Genomic DNA, 18,045 nt, shown 5'->3' on the forward strand with positions numbered 1-18,045 from the left:
GTTCCCCTAGTAATCCGAATAAAGCCGCACCGGCGTCGGCGTGACGAGCCAGCTGCGTTGCGCGCGCGCGTCGAACGCATAGCGCAGGTACACGAGCGCCGAACTCGGCGCGTAGTCGTGCGACCGGTCGACCTGCAACTGCGCGCCGACACTCAGGTGCGGGTTCACGCGGTACTCGACGATCCCGTTGATGCCGTACGAGAACGACACGCCGCGCGTCGAGCTGCCCGCGTACACGAACCCGGCCGCCACCTGCGCGGCCCGCTGGTCCGAGGACATCGGGTAATACAGCGAATCCTTCTCGTAGCTGTTCGAGATCCCGCCCGTGACGGTGAGGTCCCACGACAGCGCATCGTGCCGCCCCGCCCATTCGAACGGCACGCCGAGCGACAGGTAGCGTTGCGGGCTGTAGTAACCGCCCTGCCCGTACGTGTAGTAGCGCAGGTTCTGTGCGTAGTGCCACGCATTGCCGACGAGCCCGGTGCTGACCTTCATCGTCGAACGCTCGTACACGGGCATCGTGAAGCCCGTGCGCAGCGTGACTTCCGCGTTGCGTTCGACGTTGCGGCCGGACAGCACGCCCGCGCCGAGTTCCGCGAACAGGTTCGTGCGGCCGACATCGACCGACGCGCGCAGGTTCACGCCGTCGCGCCGAACGCCGCCCCAGACCGCGCCCGTCCATGGGTCGCGCATCCCCGAGTACGACAGCACGCTGCTCGTTTCCGGCCGCCGCGACGCATTCACCGAGAAACTGGCCGGGCCCGCGTCGAAGCGATAGCGCACGCCGCCGACCAGGTAATGCACGGGGAAACCGAGCGGCGACGTGCCGAGGTCGAAGCGCCATGCGTCCGTCAGATAGCCGGCGCCGAGCGCGACACCCGTGGCCGTCTGGTGCAGCGAGCCCGGCGGATTCGCGATCGATGCGGGTGTCAGTGCGTTCTGCGCCTTGAGCGCCGCGTAGCTACCGAACGTGCTGAGCGAATAGGCATTCGGGTTGCTCGTGTCGAGCGTGCCCGGGTCGAGATGCACGGTGTCGATCTGCGCGAACACATGCCCGTCGTAGCGGATCGGCACCTGCAGGTAGATCGGCACCTGCTGCGCGCGATACGACGAGATGCCTTCGTCGCCCGACTTGTACGCCGGCGTCCAGCCGGTCTCGATCTCGGGGTTGCGCCGCTGTTCGAGATCCGCGAACGCGGCCTGCGCCGGCGTCAGGCCGTCGCGGCCCGGGCTCACGCCCGCCGTGCGTTCCTGCGACCGCGACAACCGGTACAGGGACGCCGCGTCGTCGTAGCGACCCTGTGCCTCGGCCACGCGCCCGGCCGCGACCGTCACGTCCGCGCGCGCCGGATACGCGGCCTGCAGCCGATCGGTCACTTGCGCGGCCTCGTCCGGGCGACGCAGCGCATTCAGGCGGCGCACGGCCGACAGTTGCGTGTCGACGTCGTCGTCCGGCGTGCGGGCGAGCACCGCTTGCACGCGTGCCAGCGCCGCTGCCCGATTGCCGCCGTCCTCGTCGATGCGTGCCAGCGCGAGCTGCGTATCGGCATCGTCCGGCGTGCGGGCGACGACCGGTGCCAGCGCCGCACGCGCCGCGTCGTAATGGCCTTGCGCGCGCTCGAGATCCGCCAGTTCGAGCGCATAGCGCTTGTCCGCGCGGCCGGCCGGGCTCGCGCGATCGAGCAGCTTGCGCGCCTGCGCGTAATCCTGTTGCGCGATCGCGTCGTCCGTCCGGCGCAGCACGAGCCGCAGCGACTGGTCCTCGAGCCGCGCCGTCTGCGCGGGCGTCAGCGACGGTTCCCGCCGCAGTGCGTCGAGCCACGCGGCGAGCGCGTCGTCGCGCCCCGCGCTGCCGAGCAGGTCGCCATAGCGCAGCCGCACGTCCGCATCGGCTTCGCGCGGGTGCGCCGCGATCCAGTCGCGCAACGGCGCGAGCCCGCGCTCGGGTTCGCCCGCGTCGATCCACTGCGCGCCGATCGCGGCGAGCATGTCGGGGTCGTCCGGCGCACTCGCCTGCGCCTGGGCGAGGGACGCGGCAAACGCCATGCGGTCGCCGCGTGCGAGCGTGCCGCGTGCATCGGCCAATGCGCCTTCGGCGTCGAGCTTGCGCGCGAGCGCACGCATCCCGTCGGAGCGGTGCGCATCGTCGACCGGCGCGAGCGCGGCCCGCGCACCCGTCACGTCGTCGAGCGAATTGCGGTACAGCGCGGTCGCGTAGCGCATCTCGGGCGTCGCGCCTTGCGCAAGCCCGTCGTCCATCACCGTGCGGCCGAGCTGCGGCAACCCCATGTCGCGATAGAGGCGCGCCAGTGCGAAGCGCGTCCACGGCGCGTCGGGCGCGGCGCGCACGGCCGCCTCGTAGCGCTGCGCCGCAGGCCCTCGTTCGCCCTTGTCCGCAAGCGCGCGCGCCTGGTTCGCGAGCAGGTCGGCACGCAGGCCGTCGAGCGCACGCCGATCGTCGCGGCCCGTCACGCGGCCTTGCAGCGCGTCGAGCAGCGGGCCGACCTGGTCCGCGCGGCCGGTGTTCTCATACAACGTGGCCGTGCCGCGCACGGCGGCGAGGTCAGGCGAACGCGCGGCCAGCAGCGCGCGCAGCAACGGCTCCGCGCGCGCCCAGTCGCGCTGCGCGAGCAACGCGTCGACAAGCTGCAGCTTCGCGTCCGGGTTGTCCGGCTGCATCGCGAGCGCCGCGCGTGCGGCGCGCTCTTCGTCCTGCGGACGCCCCGCGGCGGCGGCCGCGCGGCCTTGCGCGAGCAGTCCCCAGAATTGCGCGGTGCGCGCGAGGCCCTGCCATTTGCCGCGCTGGTCGGTCGAAAGCGTCGCGGCGCGCATGAACAGCGCACGCGCTTCGTCGTGCCGCCCTTCGCGCAGGCGCAGCAGGCCGAGCCCGCCGACCGCGTCGGCGTCGTCCGCACGCGCGCGCGCGGCGCGCGTCAACAGCGGATCGGCGCCGGCCAGGTCGCCGCGCGCGAGCGCCTGCAGGCCGCGCTGCTGCGCGATGTAGTCGGGATTGCGTTCGAGCTGGCGCTGCGCGTCGCGCTGGCGATCCAGTGTGGCCGCCCGGTCGACGAATTCGGTATCGTCCGGTACGAGCGCGAGATACGCATGCAGCGCATCGAGATAAGCGGGATCGCTGCCGGCCGACTGCAGCACGCGCCGCCACAGCGCCATCGCCTCCGTATGGTCGGCGTCGGCGCGCCTGGCAAGCGCCCAGGCGATCCGGTTCGCCTCCGGCCGCGTGTCGGCGCGCTGGTTCAAGAGCCGCGCGAGCGCCATCGTCGCGCTCGTGTCCTGCGGATCGGCCGCGACCGCGCGGCGCAGCGCGGCGATCGCCGGCTCGCGCCCGCCCGGCGCATTCGACACGATCTGGTAATACTCGGCGCCGAGCGCCCCCGACGGCGCGCCGTTCGGAAACAACGCGACGATCCGCCGGGCCGCTTCGTCGGCGCGGCCGCTGCGCGCGAGCAGGCGGATCTGCGCCATCTCGCCGCGCCCGCTCGTCGCGACGCGGTATTCGTCCGCTACCCGCCGCGTGGCGGGCGCAGTGGGCGACTGCGCCTGCAGGCGCGCGAGCGACGCCTGTGCGCCTTTCGCGTCGCCGAGCCGCAGCAGCACGCGCACCTGTTCGGCCAGCAGTTCGGGATCGCCCGGCGCGATCAGCAGCCCCTTGCGCAGGGCATCGCGCGCGAGGTCGTCGCGATGCTTGACGCCCCACATCCGCGCCGTGTCGAGCTCACGCCGCGCGTCGGCGGACGCGGAAGTCGCGGGCGTCGCGCGGTTCGCCATCGTCGCGTCCGCCGCGGTGCCCGGCGCCGCCGCGCACACCGACGACGCGAGCCACGCGAATCCCGCGACGTGCGGCGCGGCGCGCTTCAGCGGGCGGCGCACGAGCGGCCTCCCCAGCGGGTGTCGAGCGTGCCGTCCGCGCCGAACCGGTAGCGCCCTTCGCGCCAGCCTAGCCCGAACAGCGTCAGCACGCTCGTGTAGTAACCGGGCGCCGACTGGCGCGCGAGCGTGTCGACACGCGCCACCTGTGCATCCGCGAGTGCGCGCTGGCCGCGTGCGTCGAGGAACGGCACGGCCGCCGCCGAGAACCCGCCGTTGCCGTCGTTCGGCCCGGCGACGCCCGTCGTCGTATCGACCCGCTCGGGCGGCGCGCCATGTGCGGCGATGGTGTCGGCGAACGGCGCAAAACGCGCGAGCAGCGGCGCGGCGAGCGGATCGGCACGGTCGAGCATGCCGGCCCACAGATACACGCGGATCGCGTTGTACGCGCTCTCCGCCTTCGTCTCGCGATCGGGCCCGAAACCCGCGCCCGCGCGATACAGCGCCCAGTCGGGCGAAAAGCCTTTCGGCGCGGTGTCGAGCAGCACGCGTCCGGTGCTGGCGGCGAGCGCGGCCCAGCGCTTGTCGTCGGGCAGGCGCGCGCCGAGCGCGCGGATCACCTGCGGCGGCGAATAGCTCGGATTCACGCGCCACTGGCCGTCGGCGAGCTTGAACCCCGTCGGCCCCGGCAACAGCGTGAGGCCGAGGCCCGGCACGGCCGCCGTCTCGTCGTCGAGCACGCGCTTCGCGAGCAGCGCGCCGCGCGCCGTGTAGCTGCGCTCGTGCCACAGCCGCCCGGCCTCGACGAGCGCATACGCGATCCAAAGGTCGGCGTCCGACGCCGCGTTCGCATCGAGCACGCGCCACGCGCCGTCGGGCGCACGGCCCCACAGCCACGCCGGCAGGTGCGCGCTCAGGTCGCCCTGCGCGAGATTGTTCTCGGTCCATGCGAGGATCGTGTCGAACATGCGCCGGTCGTTCGCGACCAGCGCGAAGAAAAGTCCATACGCCTGCCCCTCCGACACCGTGCGTGAATCGGCCGAACCGACGTCGATCACACGGCCGTCGGCCGAGACGAAATCGCGCTTGAACGCGTCCCAGCGCGGCCACGCCGCGCCGCATCCCGCGTCGGCCGCGTCGATCGCGCCGGCCCCCGCGGCCTGCGCGCGCGTGGCCATGCCGGCCGCCGCGCACGCCACCGCAACCGCAACCGCCAGCGCGAGTGCCGCGCCGCCGCGCCGCGCCGGCCGCATTGCCCGTCGCTTCGCCATTGCCCGCGCCATCCGTTACATCCCCCGTCGACGCGCGGCGATTCTCTGCAGCACGCTGAACACGCCGAGCGCGAGCAGCAGCCCCGCCACGACGCCGACCGCGCCAAGCACGACCGGATGCCGCGCCGCTTGCGTCCACACGCGCGCATACCACGGCACGAAGCCGACCACGTAAGGCTCGCCGACGCGCAGGCTGTCCACCTGCCCCGGCCGCACCAGCGCAAGGTCGCCCTGCAGCTGCGACACGAGCCCGGCGTTCTCGAACACGTCGAGCAGATCGCCGAGGCGCGGCTGGTCGGTCGCCGTCAGCGCGACGACGCTGCGCCCCCGGCTGCCCGGCAGCTCGAACCCGGCGAGCGCCGCGAGCGAGCCCGTCTGCTCGATATGCGCGCCGCCTTCGGTCAGGCCGACGCCGTTGCGCCAGCGCTCCTTCACCGAGAACGCGACGCGCGTGGCGCCCGCGCCGCCCTGCTCGCCGATCACGAGCGGCAATGCCGAGCGCCAGTGCGCGAGCAGCGGCGACGCGGGCGAACCGTCGATCACGAGGAGATCCTTGCTGCCCGACAGCGCGGCGACGTCGCCGGGCCGCGCGACCTGCACGCGCAGCGCCGGGAAACCGGTCCATTCGCCCATGTGGCCGAGCATCGTCAGGTAGGCCTCGAGCTCCTGCGGCGACGGCCGGTCAGGCATCACGACGGCCGTCTGCGACAGGTCGGCGAAACGCGTGAACGGGAAGCCGCTGTTCGCGAAGAACGCGAGGTTCGGCAACTGCGCGTAATGGACGAAGTGCGAGAAGTCGATCGTCGAATCGGGATCGATCGCCGCACGCTGCGGCTCGGTCGCCGTGCTCGAGCAGAGGCCCGTCTTCTGCGAATCGAGCGTGAAGCGGAACTGCAGCTGGTTGCCGCTGCCGACCCGGAACGCCGGGATGTCGACGTCGCTCGTCACGCGCCCTTCGGGCACCGAGAGAAGCGGCAACTGCATGCGACCGTGCGCGTCCTCGGCATGAGCCGGCCCGAGCCGGTACGACTTCACGAGCTGGTCGTTGATCTCGACGGCGAGTGTCGAGTTGTCCTGCACCGTCGGCGCCGTGTAGCGGTAGCGCAGCGTGATCGGCACGCCCGCGCCATTCCACGAATGCAGGTCGGACGGCACCCGCAGGTTCAGGCGGATGGCGTCGGGCGTCGTGCCGCGCACTTCCAGTTCGCGCGCGTCGGATACGAGTTCGCGGAACGCGATCGGCCGGTTCACGGGCAGCCAGCGCGGCGCGTCATACGGCTTGCGCGGCGCGCCGAGATCGACGTGCGCGACCGTCGCCGACGGCCCCGACAGCGCCACGCGGCCCAGCACGAGCGTCGCGACCGCGTCGTCGACCTCGGCCGCCGTGCGGCCCGTGACGACGAGCAGCTTGCGCCCCGGCGCGGCAGGGTTGTCGGCGACCGCGAGCAACGGGCCGTTGATCGACGGCAGCGCGAGGCCGGCCGGCAGCGTCGCGGGCGTGCCGATCACCACCGCCTGGTCGTCGGCCGGCAACCCGGACGACACCGGGAAGCGCGCGTGCCGGTAGTCGGCCAGCGCGCCGAACCACGACGCCAGCACGCCCGCGCTGCGCAGCGTCGCCGAATCGGGTGACGCCGGCAGCACGAACGGCAGCCGCACGCGGCCGTTGTCGCGCCGGTCGAAGAACGGCGCGGGCAGCAGCGCGAGATCGTTCGGCAGGCGGACCGGCGATTCGTCGAGGATCAGCTCGCTCTTCGGGCTCACGTCGGCCCACAGCGCCGAGTTGGCCGGATCCTCGCAATGGTCGAGCGTGTAGTGCGCGATCAGGCGCAGGCCGATCTGGTTGAAATCCGAGAAGTAGCGCGGATCGATCGGGATCTCTTGCGTGACCGTGCGGCCCGCCTGTGCGGCGTCGAACGGGACGGTCGCGACGACCTCGCCGTTCACCGATACCTTCAGGTGCGACATCGGGAACACCAGCGACGGCGAATACGCGTAGGTCAGGCGCAGCCGCGCGCCGGTGACCACGCGATCGAGCCGCACGCCCGCATTGATCGTGCGTGCATCATCGGCCCCGCGCAGGCGCAGCGGATCGAACGCGCCGAGCACCGCGAACGGCAGGCGCACCGTCGTCGCCGGCAGGCCGGCGGCGGCCGCGCTGGCCGCCGCGGGCGCCGCCGCGAGCACCGGCGCCGGCGCAGCGCCGGATGCGGCGCCGGCGGCCGGCACGGCCGGCATCGGCGCGGCCGACAACGCGGCGGCATGCAAAGCGCCGACCATGGCGGCCGAGAGGACGAGCAGCGACACGGCCGGCTTCATGCGCCGCTCCGTGTCGTCAGGATCATCCGGTCATCCGTCGCATCGGCACCGATGCGCGCAAAGCAGCCATGCCCGTGAGTAAACATCCCCACTGCTTCCCCTCATATCTCTAACTGGCCTGATTCATTTATCGAAACAACGCGGCGATTTCTTTAATCGCGCGTCGCCGGGCTACGCGCCTGGCACCGGCACATGCCCATTCGTCACACTATCTCAAAAATAGGACAAAACTTACCCCGATTCGCAACGTTCGAGCGAAAAAAACCTCGATCCGGTCGGAAATGCTGCGCGAGAGGGATGAATGGTAAGAATTGCGCCGTTGTCGCCCGGCAAGCCGAACGGCATACTGCCGGCGCGGTGCGGCTGGCCGGCGGCGGTTCGTTGCGAACCGCCCCGCCGGAACTCGCTGCCGCGAAGCGGCGCGTATGCTACCGCAATCCCGCGCCGCACGGACGTGCTTTCTTTCACGGAAAACTGACTTGAATCAAATCGTCGGCACTGCCACTCCGTCCCCCGATACGCTGCTGCGCATCATTGCCGCGCAGACCGAGATCGCGAAGCTCGGCCTCGATCTCGGCAGCGTGATGGCCTATGTGGCCGAGCAGGTGCCGCAACTCACCGGCGCGAGCGCCGCCGCGGTCGAATTCGCCGAGGGCGACGACATGGTGTACCGCGCCGCGTCGGGCACCGCGGCCGGGATGCTCGGCCTGCGGCTGCGCCGCTCGGGCAGCCTGTCGGGCCTGTGCGTGCAGCAAGGCGAGTTGCTGCACTGCACCGACTCGGAAACCGACCCGCGCGTCGATCGCGACGCATGCCGGCGCGTCGGCCTGCGCTCGATGCTGGTGATGCCGCTCACCCATGCCGACACGACCGTCGGCGTACTGAAGGTGATGTCGCCGGAAGTCGACGGCTTTTCGCAAGCCGACGCCGGCACGCTGCGGCTGACGGCCGATCTGATCGCCGCCGCCATGTTCCACGCGGCGCGCAACGAGGCGAACGAACTGTACCTGCGCGCGACGCACGACGCGCTCACGGGTCTGCCGAACCGCGCGCTGTTCTACGACCGCCTGCGACAGTCGATGCACACGACGCTGCGCGCGAACGGCCGGCTCGGCATCCTCAACATCGACATGGACGGGCTGAAGCCGATCAACGACGGGTTCGGCCACCGTGCGGGCGATGCGGCGTTGCGCGAGATCGCCACGCGGATGCGGGGCGCGGTGCGGCGCTCGGACACGGTTGCGCGCATCGGCGGCGACGAATTCGCGGTGATCCTGCCGAACATCGGCAACCGCGACGATGCGCATGCGCAAAGCGCGCGGCTCGCGCGTCAGGTCGGCGAACCGTTCGAATTCGAGGGACGCCCGATGCAACTCGGCGTCAGCGTCGGCATCGCGCTGCTGCCCGACGACGGCACCGACATGAACGCGCTGATCGAGCATGCGGACAAGGCGATGTATGAAGTGAAGCGCACGCGCTCGAAACGGGCGGCGCACGCATGACGCGCACTCGACGGCGGCTACCTTGACGAGCCGGCAGGCGGAACGACGCCGTCAACCGCCCGCTGCCGGCTTGAACGGGCGCTAGCCGATCGGCGGAACGGCGATCGCGAGCCCGACCGCGAGCCACTGGACGACCGCGACGAGCACACCGGCCCGGCACAGCCCGACCGCACCGCGCACGCGCGCGTCGAGCGCACGTCCGGCCTTCGATGCGTCGATCCAGCCGAGATCCGTCAGCGCGCGGTCAAGCGCCGCGAGCCCGTCGTCGACCGGGGCCTCGCCTGCCGCCGCGCACGCGAGCGCGGCGAACAACCTGCGATCGATCGCGATCCGCACCGCGTACCACAGCGCCGCGATCCCCGACCCGGTGCTGACGATGGCCAGCAGCACGCGGGCGATCGTCGCCGGCGCCCACCCCGACGCGATCCACCAGCCCGCGCCGGACGCGGCCAGCGCGGCCGCGATCGCCCACGCGCCCGCATCGAGTGCGCCACGCGCGGCGGCAATCCTGAACGGCGCGGACGGATCGTGCATCACGCGCCTCCCGCACCCCGACGGCGATCGATCCAGTGCTGCAGCACGGCCACGCCTTCGTCCGACCACACCGCATGGGGCCGTACCGCGCGCACCGCGGCCAGCGCGTCGCGCGCATCGCCGAGCCCGCGTCGCGCCGCCAGCCATGCGGCCGCGCACAGCACGCTGCGCCCATAGCCGAGCGCGCAGCAGACCAGCACGTCGCGCCCTTCCCCGTGCAGGCGTTCGAGCGCCGCGACGGCCCGCGCGAGCTGCCCGGCCGTCGGCGCGACGAGGTCGAGCTGAGGCACGGTCGCATACGCGAGCGCCGCATCGACCGACGTCCAGCGCGGCATCTCGGCGGTCAGGTCGACCAGCGCCGTGAAGCCGTGGCGGCGCACGTCGCGTGTCGTCGGCGTGCGGCCGATCGATACGCGCTCGTCGATCCGCACCGGCGCCGGCTGCCGGAGCGTCCACAGCCGCGAATTGACGAACGCGCCTGCAATCGTCGGCGCGAGCAGCCAGCGAATGACGACCGGAAAACGCCCGTGCGCGTCCTTCTGGAATGCGCCGGGTGCGCCGCGCCGGTAGATCCACGCGACACACGCGAGCGCCAGCGCGACCCACCCTGCCGCCAGCGCCCAGCCGGGCGCGCGCGGCACGCACCAGAGCGCCACGAGCGCGCCCCCCGCCGCGCCGAGCGCATAGCGGCGCGCGAGCGCACGGCTGGCCGCACCCGGCGACGCATCGGCACCCGGCAGCCGGCCCGCGGCATCGCGCAGCGGAAACAGGAACAGCGCGAGACAGCCGACGGCCGCGCCGGTCGGGACGTCGATCGCGTGATGCTGGTAAGTGGTCAGCACCGACACGCCGATCGCCGCGAACCACAGGTGCAGCACGGCACGCGCGAGCGTGCCGCGCAGGTGCTTCGCATAGACGGCCCACAGCACGACGAGCAGCCCGATGTGCAGCGACGGCGCCTGGTTGAACGGCTTGTCGAAGCCCATCAGCAGCGTGAACAGCGCACCGGCCACGCCGCCCGCGTCGGGCCGCTCGAACCCGAAGCGCAGCGGCCACGCGATGAAGCATGCGACCGAGATCAACTGCACGGTCAACAGCCGCTTCACGTGGTCGAGCAGGTCGGCTCGGCGCGTCCAGAAGAAGAACGACAGCGCATACAGCAGGTCGATCGACCAGTACGGCACGATCGTCCACGGCACGAACGGGATCGCGTGCTCCCAGCCGAACGCGAAGGTCGGCACCGCCGCGCGGCGCGCGGCGAGCCAGTTCGCGAAGCCGTAGGTCGAGAAGAACACGGCCCCCATCACCGCGAGCCAGCCGAAGCGCAGCGCGAACGACGCGTCGCGCGCGCCGGCCGCGGACGCCGCTTCGGCGAGGCCGCTCGCGCCGCCGTCGAGCGCGCTCATGACGCGTCGACCCGCTGCGCGAGGCTGACCGTGAAGATGCCCATTGCGTCGATCCGCTGGTCGAGCTTGCGGAAGCCCGCGCGCGCGACGAGTTCGTCCATCTCGGCCTGCGAGCGGCGGCGCATCACCCAGGTCGCTTCGCCGCGGTGATTGTTCAGCGCGCGCGCGATGAATTCGAGCTGCGGATGCCACGGCTGCCCCGTATAGACGAGATAGCCGCCCGGCGGCACGGCCTGCGCGAGCCCGCGCAGCGACCGCTCGATCAGCGAATTCTCGCCGAACAGCTCGTAGAGGCCCGACACGATCGCGAGCGTCGGACGCGGCTCGAGCGCCGCGAGCGACGCCTCGTCGAACGCGTCGCCGCGCTCGAAGCGAGCGATCGGCTCGAGGCCGCGCTGCGCGATCAGCACGCGCCCGGCCTCGACGTTCGGCGGGCTGTAGTCGCGCAGCGTGATGTCGTCGGGCGCCGCGCCGTCGCGTTCGGCGGCCGACGCGATCGCGTCGAGCACGTAGCGCCCGTGCCCGGCCGCGATGTCGACGATCCGCACCGGCGCGCCGTGGCCGCGCAAGCGGCCGATCGCCGCGCCGATCAGTTCCTGCAGATGCACCTTGCGCTGGCGGATGCCGACCCAGCCCGGCGAGTCGAGATACGTGCGATCGATCAGCGCGCCGACGCCGAACCGGCCCTGCGCGCGGTTGCGGTACACATAGTCGAGCGTCGAGCCCGAATCGAAGCCGAGCCGCAGCCCGAGCGCGATGCCGTCCGACAGCGCGCCACCGGCCTTCAGGCCGGCCCGTGCAAGCGCCCAGTACGCCCGCGCGAACACATTCGCCGGCGGCCGGCCGAGCGCCGCGTATTCATCGTGGAACGCGCCGCGCCGGTCGGCGTCGGCGAGCGACACGCGCGGGCTCGGCGCATCGAATTCGCGCAACACGAACGCACGCAGCGGCGCGAGCGCCTGTGCACGGTCGCGTTCGCCGAGCGTGTCGTGATAGAAACCCGGCAGCACGATGCGCTCCTTGCGCGCGGCGCCGAGGCGTTCGAAGAAGCGGTCCTGCGGGCCGCGATGCACGACCCAGTCGGCGCCCGAGATCAGCAGCTGCGTCGGCACGGTGATCGCGGCCGCGTCGGCGACGATCCGCCGCGCGGTGTCGTGCAGGTCGAGCAGCATGTTGACCGCGATCGGCCGCGTAATCAGCGGATCGGACGCATAGCTCGCGATCCGCTCGGGATCGTGCGTGAGGAATTTCGGCTTCACGTAGCTGTTCACGTAGAACAGGCCGCGCAGCTTGTGCATCAGCCGCAGGCCCGGCCGCGCGAACGGCACGTAGAGCTTGATGTGGAACGCAGGCGACGCGACGACGAGCGCGCGGATCGGCGGCGCATAATCGTGCGCCCAGGTCGCCGCGAGCACCGCGCCGACGCTCTGGCCCACCACGGCCATGTCCTCGATCGCGATGCCGTGCGTGTCGCGGATATGTTCGACGAAGGTCTGCAGGTCGCGCACCGATGCGGCCGCGCTCGGGCTGTAGCCGCGCGCGCCCGGCGAGCGGCCGTGGCCGCGCGCATCCCACGCGAAGAACGCGAATTCGGGCAGGTCGAGTTCGTCGACCAGGTGCGCGACGCGCGCCGAGTGTTCGTGGCCGCGATGCAGCAGCACGATTGCGCCGCGGCAGCGCGCGCCGGTAGCGGGCCAGTGACGATAGAACAGCGTTTCGCCGTCGTGCGTGATGAAGTCGGCCTCGCGGGCCATGCGTGCGCTCATGCGTTTCTCTCTCGTTTCGTTATTCGAATCTTGGTGCGCCGCCCTCCGGCGCCCGGTACCGCAACCGCTCCAGCTACCCTGTCAACCGCCCTTTTCCGCGATGCCGGCCTGCACGCGCCGCACCACGGTCACGATCGACAGCACGATCAGCAGCCGCCACAGCCATGCGGCAACGCCGCCGACCGGAAACCCGAGCCCGATCCACAGTGCGAACGCGCCGAGGGCAAGCGCGCGGTCGCTCTTGCCGAACGGGCCGTCGTAGCGGCGGCTCACGCCGACCAGTGGGCCGATCAGCCCCGCGCATTCGACGATCACCGCCGTCAGCGCGAACAGCCAGACGTCTGCCGGAGCGAACACGGGAATCGCGAGAAACGGCAGCACCAGTGCGATATCGGACACGACATCGCCGAGTTCGTTCAGGTATGCGCCGAGCGTGCTCTTCTGGTTGTGTTCGCGCGCGAGCATCCCGTCGATCGCGTTGAGCGCCATCCGCGCGAACAGCCACAGCGGGATCAGCAGGAACAGTGCGCGGGCAAACACGCCGAGGCCGGCGAGCGCGCCGACGACGATCGAGCCGCCGGCCGCGAACAGCGTGACCTGGTTGGCCGTGACGCCGCGCTCGGCGAGCGCGTTCGCGAACGGGCGCAGACGGTTCTGGAATTTGGGTTTGAGTGCGTAGAGGCTCATCGTTTTATTTGTGCGGCACAGTCGGATACGTTTCCCGCCACCCTGCCCCGGGCGGCGAAACGGACTTGAAGGGCCTTGAAGGGCCTTCCATGGACGGGCCTAATCGTCGCCGAGCGGCCCCGATGCGTCAAGCATGCGCCCGGCCCGCGCGCGCGGCGCGAATCTGGCGTTTTCGACGGAAACTCGCGATAATCCGCTGGCCCGATCGCAGCGAGATCCATTCGAACTGCAAACGGGCACTCGTGCAACAGCCGATTATCACGCCGCCGGCCGGCTCATTCGCCGCGACGCATCAGCGTGAGACGGCGAATCGTCCGATTATCGCGGACCTGCGACAGGCAGCCACGAATTTGAAAAATTTTAAACAAGGGCCGTCCGGCGCGCATCCTGCCGCGCCGGCATTCCGGGGCTCCGCCCGCCGCTCACGCGCAGCGGGCCATGCAGGCAGGCAGGAGGCGCAGCGCCGATGAACATCCTCGACATCTGGCAGCGCGATTTCCTGCTGTCCATCGTGCGGCTCGTCGCCGGCGCGTATCCCGTCTGGCATCAGGCGCCGCCATCGCCGACGCAGAAGATCTACTTCTCGAACCATACGAGCCACATCGACACGCTCGCGATCCTCGCCGCGCTGCCGCGCAACGTGCGCGCGGTCGTGCGGCCGGTCGCCGCGCGCGACTACTGGGACAGCAGCGACATGAAGCGCCACATCGCGCAAAAGCTGCTGAACGTCGTGCTGATCGACCGCCACCGCGAATCCGGCGGCGATCCGCTCGACCCGGTGCGCGACGCGCTCAAGCAGGGCCATTCGATCATCATCTTCCCGGAAGGCACGCGCGGCGCGGAGATCCTGCCGCAGCCGTTCAAGAGCGGGCTGTTCCACCTCGCGACCGAATTTCCGGACGTCGCACTCGCGCCCGTCTATCTCGAGAACCTGCAACGGATCATGCCGAAGGGCGCGATCTGGCCGGTGCCGCTGATCTGCAAGGTGCACTTCGGCGCGAACGAAGCGCTCGGCGCCCAGGAAGACAAGCCGACGTTCCTCGCCCGCATGCGCGACGCAGTCGTCTCGCTCGCGCCGCCGCAGCGGCCGGCCGGCTGAACGCGGCGCCCTCTTCTCCCTTTCCGGATATCAAGAAATGCGAACAATTTTCTGGGAACTGGTCGCGGGCGTCACGGGCGTGCTCGTCGTCGCGACCGTGATCGGCGCGATCCTCGGCGCACGCAGCGGCGGCACGAACGCGACCATCGTCAATCTGAACCAGCGCATCCGCGCGTGGTGGGCGATGATCGCCATCATGGCCATCGCGATCGGCCTCGGCAACAACATCACGTATCTGGTGTTCGCGGTGCTGTCTTACCTGACGCTGCGTGAATTCATCACGCTCACGCCAACCACCGCGAGCGACCATACGACGCTGTTCATCGCGTTCTTCATCGCGATCCCCGTGCAGTACCTGCTGCTCGGGATCAACTGGTACGGGATGTATTCGATCTTCGTGCCCGTGCACCTGTTCTTCGCGATGTCGCTCGTGTCGGCCCTCACGCAGGACACGCGCGAATTCCTGAGCCGCAACGCGAAGATCAACTGGGCGCTGATGGTGTGCGTCTACGGGTTGAGCCATGCGCCGGCCGTGCTGATCCTCGACATTCCGCACTACACGGGGCAGAACGCGCTACTGCTGTTCTTCTTCCTGTTCGTCGTGCAGATCAGCGACGTGCTGCAGTACGTGGTCGGCAAGCTGTTCGGCAAGCGCAAGATCGCGCCGCAGCTGTCGCCGTCGAAGACGATCGAAGGGTTCATCGGAGGCGGCTTGCTGGCCACGCTGTGCGGCGCATCGCTGTATCGCGTGACGCCGTTCAGCTTCGGGTCGGCGTTCGGCATCTCGCTCGCGATCGTGATCGCGGGCTTCGTCGGCGGCCTCGTGCTGTCGGCCGTCAAGCGCTCGCTCGGCACCAAGGACTGGGGCTCGATGATCGCGGGCCACGGCGGGATGCTCGATCGCGTCGACTCGATCTGCTTCGCCGCGCCGGTGTTCTTCCACCTCGTGCGGTATCTGTACGTGTGATGCGCGGGCGGCGCAACGCCGCCCGTTCCCGCGCGCGAAGGATCAGTACCCTTCGCGCAATGCCTTCGGCACGACGTATCGGCCACGCGCCGCGTCGAACTTCACCGTATGGCGCGCGCGGATCGCCCTGTCGCCGCGCATGCCCGTTTCCGTGACCGTCAGCGGATAGACGTCGCCGGCGCCGGTCGTGTCGGGCGCGATCTCGAAGCGACGTTCCTCGCAGCGCGCCCGCGCGTTCGCACATTCGGTCGACTCAGCGTTGTCGAGCGCCTCGTCGATGCGCGCCGCCGCCAGCACCAGTGCATTGCCGACCGGCAGCCAGATCGCGCGGAAGCGTTGAGAATAGCCTTGCCGCGTGTCGCTTTCGCCGATGACGAAACCGAAAAGGTGCGGCCCGAGCCGCTCGATGCGTACGGTGCCAGGCTCGCCGCGCCCGCCCGACGCGATCTCCGTTTTCTTCATGACCGGTTCGAGCGTCTTGCCGTCGGCCGCCGGTTTCAGCACGTACAGGTCGATCGTGCCGGTCGTCGCGTCCGAATCCATGCCAGGCATCCCGTTCTGCACCGCTGCCGCGGTCTCGCCGCACATCGCAAGCAGGATGCGCGGGCCGTCGGCCGTTGCGACGTGCAGCGAGCCGCAAGACGCATAGACAAAATCGTCCGCATCCGCCTGCCAGCCCTTGCGGTCCGCGCGCCAATTGCCGTAAGTGTCGTGGAAGAAGGTTTTCAGTTGACGGTCAGGCTGCGCAGGCTCGGCCGCATGGAGGGGCGACAACGCAGAGAGCGCGGTGAGCACCGCGAGTGCGCCCAGCGCGGCGAGCGGCTTCAGATGCTTGTTCTGGTGCGGGACTGTCATGACGAGGATCGTTCTGGTCGAAAAGGTGTGAGGCGAATGGTAGCGGGCACACGCGATCACGGTTGCCGTGGCGCAATGCCGGTGCCGTCCGGCTTCAGCCGCGCGGCCGGCACCCATCCTTCGGCGATGCCGCGTGTGCGCGGATTCAGATAGATGACCGCCGTGAAGCGGCCATAGTCGGTCCGCGCATCGACGTGGTCGTGCTCGACGATGAACAGCCCGTCGATCCGGCATGCGTCGTCCGGCGCAGAATAAAACGGCAGGCGCCCCTTGCCGGTGACGACTCGTCCGGCGTCGCTGCCCGCAACATAATCGCCCTGCGCCTGCGCGCGACGGTTCAGCGCATCGCAATCGACGGCGTTGCGCATCGGGGCGGCCGGTGCCGCCGGGGCAATGCACGTCGACACGAATCGCGACAACGCGCGCCGGTCGATATTCAGCACGGCCGGCCGGTCGGGATCGCGCGTGACGTCGCGCGCCTGCATCGCCTGCGTATCGAGCGTCACCCAGCCGATCGTCGCCTCGCGATTCGGCGTGCCCGCGTGGTCCGGTATCGTGTACAGCCTGACGCGGTAGACATCGCCGTCACGCTCGTCCACGTCGGCACGGATGTCGCGCGGGTTCATCCCTGTCTGCCGCAGTGCCGGCACGATCAACCGCGTCAGTTGATCGTTGCACGACGCCAGCGGCGCGGCGGCGGCCGTCTGCAGGGCCATCGCGCCCGAACACGCCATTGCAGCATGCACGGCGACAACGGCGGCGAACCGGCGGCGGCGTACGGCCTCGCCATTCGCGCCCGCCGGCGTTACGATCTCGTTCTTCACCCAGGCTCCGTTCGATGCGCGCGGGAATCTGCCCGCGAGCCCGTAGCGTACACGCACGGCGCGGCGCCGCAAGCGCGCATCGCACCTGCCGACATGGACCCACGCATGAACCTCACCTTGCAGGATGTCGCATGGCACCGGTCGGTCGGGCGGCTCATCGAGTCGCTCGATCAGCCGGGCTTCTGGCTGGCACTGATCCGGCTGATCGAGGAATACGTCGCGGTCGACAGCTGGGTCGCGCTGACGTTCGGCGACGGGCGCCCGCAGGTGTTCGCCGAATGCCCGTACGAGGGCGGCGGCCCCGACCCGCTGTTCCGCGACTACGTGCAGGGCCTGTACCAGCTCGACCCGTTCTACATCGCGAACCGCGACGCACCGAAGAGCGGCCTGTTCCGGCTGTCCGACGTCGCGCCCGAGTGCTTCCGCGATACCGAGTACTACACGCGCTATTTCACGCACAACGTCGTCGAGGACGAGGTGCAGTTCAACGTCGTGCTCGACGATGCACGCACGCTGTGCCTGTCGCTCGGCAGCAAGCGGCGCTTCAGCCCCGAGCAGGTTGCGCTGCTCGACCTGATCCGGCCGTGGGTGGCCGGGCTGATGCGGCAGCGGCTCGCGTTCGAGCCTGCATCCGCGGACCCTGCACCGCCGCGCCGGCCCGGCGCGCACGACGGCTTCGAGCAGGCGATGGCGCGGCTCGGCACGCCGCTGACCGCACGCGAGCTCGACGTGATCCGGCTGATCCTGAGCGGGCGCTCGAACAAGGAAGTCGCGAACAAGCTGTCGATTTCCGCCGAAACGGTCAAGGTGCATCGCCGCAACATCTACGGAAAGCTCGCCATCAACTCGCAATCGGAGCTGTTCTCGCTGTTCCTGAACGCGCAGACCGGCACCTGACACGCGTCGCGGGTCTCGCGCGTCGGCGCTCGCCGCCACTGGCGGCGTCACGGATCAATACCCCTGATGGGTTAACGCGCCGGCGGGATGGGA

13 protein-coding genes are annotated in these 18,045 nt (G+C 70.5%); 4 read left to right on the plus strand and 9 right to left on the minus strand.

Going from position 1 to position 18,045, the window contains the following annotated elements; genetic code table 11:
* Positions 1 to 6: 6 nt before the first annotated feature.
* The 3 genes from HWX39_RS33015 to bcsB are packed head-to-tail and all read right to left on the minus strand — an operon-like array spanning position 7 to position 7,415.
* Positions 7 to 3,888, minus strand: a complete 3,882-nt coding sequence (locus tag HWX39_RS33015) for a cellulose synthase subunit BcsC-related outer membrane protein (RefSeq protein WP_175971767.1) — start codon at positions 3,886 to 3,888, stop codon at positions 7 to 9.
* Positions 3,873 to 5,108: a cellulose synthase complex periplasmic endoglucanase BcsZ gene (gene bcsZ, locus HWX39_RS33020; protein ID WP_175971768.1), complete on the minus strand. Its 1,236-nt coding sequence runs from the start codon at positions 5,106 to 5,108 to the stop codon at positions 3,873 to 3,875. The genes HWX39_RS33015 and bcsZ overlap by 16 nt, the downstream gene beginning before the upstream one ends.
* 3 nt (positions 5,109 to 5,111) lie before the next feature.
* Positions 5,112 to 7,415: a cellulose biosynthesis cyclic di-GMP-binding regulatory protein BcsB gene (gene bcsB, locus HWX39_RS33025; protein ID WP_175971769.1), complete on the minus strand. Its 2,304-nt coding sequence runs from the start codon at positions 7,413 to 7,415 to the stop codon at positions 5,112 to 5,114.
* A gap of 479 nt (positions 7,416 to 7,894) precedes the next feature.
* Between bcsB and HWX39_RS33030 the strand changes: the two genes are divergently transcribed.
* The gene (locus HWX39_RS33030) at positions 7,895 to 8,917 is read left to right on the plus strand and encodes a sensor domain-containing diguanylate cyclase (protein ID WP_175971770.1); all 1,023 of its coding nucleotides are present in this window, start codon (positions 7,895 to 7,897) and stop codon (positions 8,915 to 8,917) included.
* Positions 8,918 to 8,998: 81 nt separating this feature from the next.
* On the opposite strand, the gene HWX39_RS33035 is transcribed toward HWX39_RS33030, so the two are convergent.
* The 4 genes from HWX39_RS33035 to HWX39_RS33050 form a co-directional block, all read right to left on the minus strand.
* Positions 8,999 to 9,451 (minus strand): hypothetical protein, encoded by a 453-nt coding sequence (locus tag HWX39_RS33035; RefSeq protein ID WP_175971771.1) that lies wholly within the window; start codon positions 9,449 to 9,451, stop codon positions 8,999 to 9,001.
* Positions 9,451 to 10,857 (minus strand): phosphatase PAP2/dual specificity phosphatase family protein, encoded by a 1,407-nt coding sequence (locus tag HWX39_RS33040; protein WP_175971772.1) that lies wholly within the window; start codon positions 10,855 to 10,857, stop codon positions 9,451 to 9,453. Before HWX39_RS33040 ends, HWX39_RS33035 begins: the two co-directional genes overlap by 1 nt.
* A complete protein-coding gene (locus HWX39_RS33045) occupies positions 10,854 to 12,623 on the minus strand; it encodes a bifunctional alpha/beta hydrolase/class I SAM-dependent methyltransferase (protein ID WP_175971773.1) in 1,770 nt (589 codons plus the stop codon). Before HWX39_RS33045 ends, HWX39_RS33040 begins: the two co-directional genes overlap by 4 nt.
* A gap of 81 nt (positions 12,624 to 12,704) precedes the next feature.
* Positions 12,705 to 13,310 carry a CDP-alcohol phosphatidyltransferase family protein gene (locus tag HWX39_RS33050; RefSeq protein ID WP_041492804.1) on the minus strand — a complete coding sequence of 202 codons (606 nt, stop codon included), beginning with the start codon at positions 13,308 to 13,310 and terminating at the stop codon, positions 12,705 to 12,707.
* A 466-nt stretch (positions 13,311 to 13,776) separates the two neighbouring features.
* On the opposite strand from HWX39_RS33050, the gene HWX39_RS33055 reads away from it, so the two are divergent.
* A complete protein-coding gene (locus tag HWX39_RS33055) occupies positions 13,777 to 14,409 on the plus strand; it encodes a lysophospholipid acyltransferase family protein (protein WP_175971774.1) in 633 nt (210 codons plus the stop codon).
* A 37-nt stretch (positions 14,410 to 14,446) separates the two neighbouring features.
* On the plus strand, positions 14,447 to 15,376 hold the full coding sequence (locus HWX39_RS33060; RefSeq protein ID WP_175971775.1) for a phosphatidate cytidylyltransferase: 930 nt from the start codon (positions 14,447 to 14,449) through the stop codon (positions 15,374 to 15,376).
* Positions 15,377 to 15,418: 42 nt separating this feature from the next.
* Here the strand turns inward: HWX39_RS33060 and HWX39_RS33065 are convergent, their stop codons facing one another.
* Both HWX39_RS33065 and HWX39_RS33070 read right to left on the minus strand, forming a co-directional pair.
* Positions 15,419 to 16,231 carry a topoisomerase IV gene (locus HWX39_RS33065; protein ID WP_175971776.1) on the minus strand — a complete coding sequence of 271 codons (813 nt, stop codon included), beginning with the start codon at positions 16,229 to 16,231 and terminating at the stop codon, positions 15,419 to 15,421.
* Positions 16,232 to 16,287: 56 nt separating this feature from the next.
* Positions 16,288 to 17,055: a hypothetical protein gene (locus tag HWX39_RS33070; protein ID WP_244135140.1), complete on the minus strand. Its 768-nt coding sequence runs from the start codon at positions 17,053 to 17,055 to the stop codon at positions 16,288 to 16,290.
* Positions 17,056 to 17,160: 105 nt separating this feature from the next.
* On the opposite strand from HWX39_RS33070, the gene HWX39_RS33075 reads away from it, so the two are divergent.
* Positions 17,161 to 17,952: a LuxR C-terminal-related transcriptional regulator gene (locus HWX39_RS33075; RefSeq protein ID WP_175971777.1), complete on the plus strand. Its 792-nt coding sequence runs from the start codon at positions 17,161 to 17,163 to the stop codon at positions 17,950 to 17,952.
* The last annotated feature ends 93 nt before the right edge of the window (positions 17,953 to 18,045 follow it).

This window comes from Burkholderia sp. BCC0322 (assembly GCF_902833045.1).
GTDB lineage: Bacteria > Pseudomonadota > Gammaproteobacteria > Burkholderiales > Burkholderiaceae > Burkholderia.

What these genes read in the sequence shown, in the direction of transcription:
- bcsZ (WP_175971768.1), bottom strand. Translation starts at nt 5,108, where the DNA reads ATGGCGCGGGCAATGGCGAAGCGACGGGCAATGCGGCCGGCGCGGCGC.
- HWX39_RS33060 (WP_175971775.1), top strand. Translation starts at nt 14,447, where the DNA reads ATGCGAACAATTTTCTGGGAACTGGTCGCGGGCGTCACGGGCGTGCTC.
- HWX39_RS33035 (WP_175971771.1), bottom strand. Translation starts at nt 9,451, where the DNA reads ATGCACGATCCGTCCGCGCCGTTCAGGATTGCCGCCGCGCGTGGCGCA.
- bcsB (WP_175971769.1), bottom strand. Translation starts at nt 7,415, where the DNA reads ATGAAGCCGGCCGTGTCGCTGCTCGTCCTCTCGGCCGCCATGGTCGGC.
- HWX39_RS33075 (WP_175971777.1), top strand. Translation starts at nt 17,161, where the DNA reads ATGAACCTCACCTTGCAGGATGTCGCATGGCACCGGTCGGTCGGGCGG.
- HWX39_RS33050 (WP_041492804.1), bottom strand. Translation starts at nt 13,310, where the DNA reads ATGAGCCTCTACGCACTCAAACCCAAATTCCAGAACCGTCTGCGCCCG.
- HWX39_RS33040 (WP_175971772.1), bottom strand. Translation starts at nt 10,857, where the DNA reads ATGAGCGCGCTCGACGGCGGCGCGAGCGGCCTCGCCGAAGCGGCGTCC.
- HWX39_RS33055 (WP_175971774.1), top strand. Translation starts at nt 13,777, where the DNA reads ATGAACATCCTCGACATCTGGCAGCGCGATTTCCTGCTGTCCATCGTG.
- HWX39_RS33045 (WP_175971773.1), bottom strand. Translation starts at nt 12,623, where the DNA reads ATGAGCGCACGCATGGCCCGCGAGGCCGACTTCATCACGCACGACGGC.
- HWX39_RS33065 (WP_175971776.1), bottom strand. Translation starts at nt 16,231, where the DNA reads ATGACAGTCCCGCACCAGAACAAGCATCTGAAGCCGCTCGCCGCGCTG.